The organism is Allobosea sp. P4_C6, from assembly GCF_056402015.1.
Genome location: NZ_JBFUIF010000249.1, coordinates 1 through 1345, shown reverse-complemented (window position 1 = coordinate 1345; position 1345 = coordinate 1). Strand labels below are relative to the sequence as shown.

The window sequence follows — 1345 nt, the reverse complement described above, 5'->3', positions numbered from 1 at the left end:
GCCCGTCACTGTATCGACCGATGCCACGGTTGCGCGACGCTGATTGCAAAGTCTGAAGATCTAAAACTAGGCGCATGGAGACTTAAACTGTTCGCTTAGGAGATGAGGCATTTGCCGCATCGTCCACATTGCCAGCGGGGGGGCTCACCAAAAATGCGTGGATCCATCCAGCATGGTCACAAAGTTGGGCAGTATAGGTAGGCAAGGCTTCAACAGCAGCAAATATGGCCGCGGCATCCGGCAAGCCGAGCACATGCGCCTTCAGCCGGCTCTCGACGGCCGGAAAACGCCGGACGACAATGCGCAGCAATTTGCTAAGCTGGGGAAAGGCGAGAGCGACCCTGACGCATCTTGAAAGCAGTTTCAGCACAAGCTGACGGATATGCAGTACAAGCGATCGCCAATTTATAGGCAAGATTTGCACCTTAGTATCATATGTCGATCCATTGTGCTTTAGCACATATCCACGGCTGGTTCCCATAGGATGGCTGCCATGAAAAGCCAAGGCATTAGCGGCTGCCCAATGAAATTTCTGATGTGGGGAAGGTTTGCGAGACTGTGGGCTCTAAAATTCAAACGAAATATCCGAAATTGGACCAACCAACTGGCGTTGAGTGGTCCGGCCTCAATCTAATGCATGGTCGGCTTTGGTCTTGACCCGTTTTGTGGTCCAGGCGCTATGCAAGCTTTCGGGCATCGGAAGCCTGGTTTGCAAAGGCCCTCGTGGTCAAGCCTCCGAGCGCGGTGTGTGACCTGTCGTGATTGTACTCCTTATCTCAAGGGCTCGATCCTGTCGCGGGCGTCAGCCGTTGACAGGAGCCAGAAGGCATTGAGGCATTCCGCGCGGAGACGAGGGTTAAAGGTCTGATATAGGCGTTGTCCGTTGGTTGCGGGAACGTGAGACCTCGATCTCGACGCCGTTGAGATAAGCCCATTGATCGAGCAGCCGACCGGCAAATTCCGGCCCGTGATCGACCGAAGGCTCCTCTGTCGGCCGCGCAGGCGCACCAGTCCGTCGAGAACCTCGGTGACCTGGTAGGCCTGGAAGTTCACCCTCGGAGCGATCGAGAGTGCCTCTCGCGTATGGCAATCGATCACTGTCAGCCGCCGAAGAGGCAGTCATCGAAGAGCCTGTCCGACATGAAGTCGAGGGCCCAGACCGCGTTTGAAGCGTCGATCTCCGATCCCGCCTCGAGGTAGCGCCAAGGCCCGCATTCGGCGTGGCAGCTTCGCGCAGATCGCTAATCCCTCCTCGCGATAGAGGAGGTAGGTCCGCTTGTGTTCACGAGCCAGCCCTCCCGGCGCAACAGGATGTGTAAATATAAACCGCCGATAGCCGAAGCCC

1 pseudogene is annotated in these 1345 nt (G+C 56.6%); it reads right to left on the bottom strand.

The features are described from left to right. Positions 1-677: 677 nt before the first annotated feature. Positions 678-1345 (bottom strand): annotated as a pseudogene (locus AC1DVA_RS28390) (integrase core domain-containing protein); the annotation flags it as partial.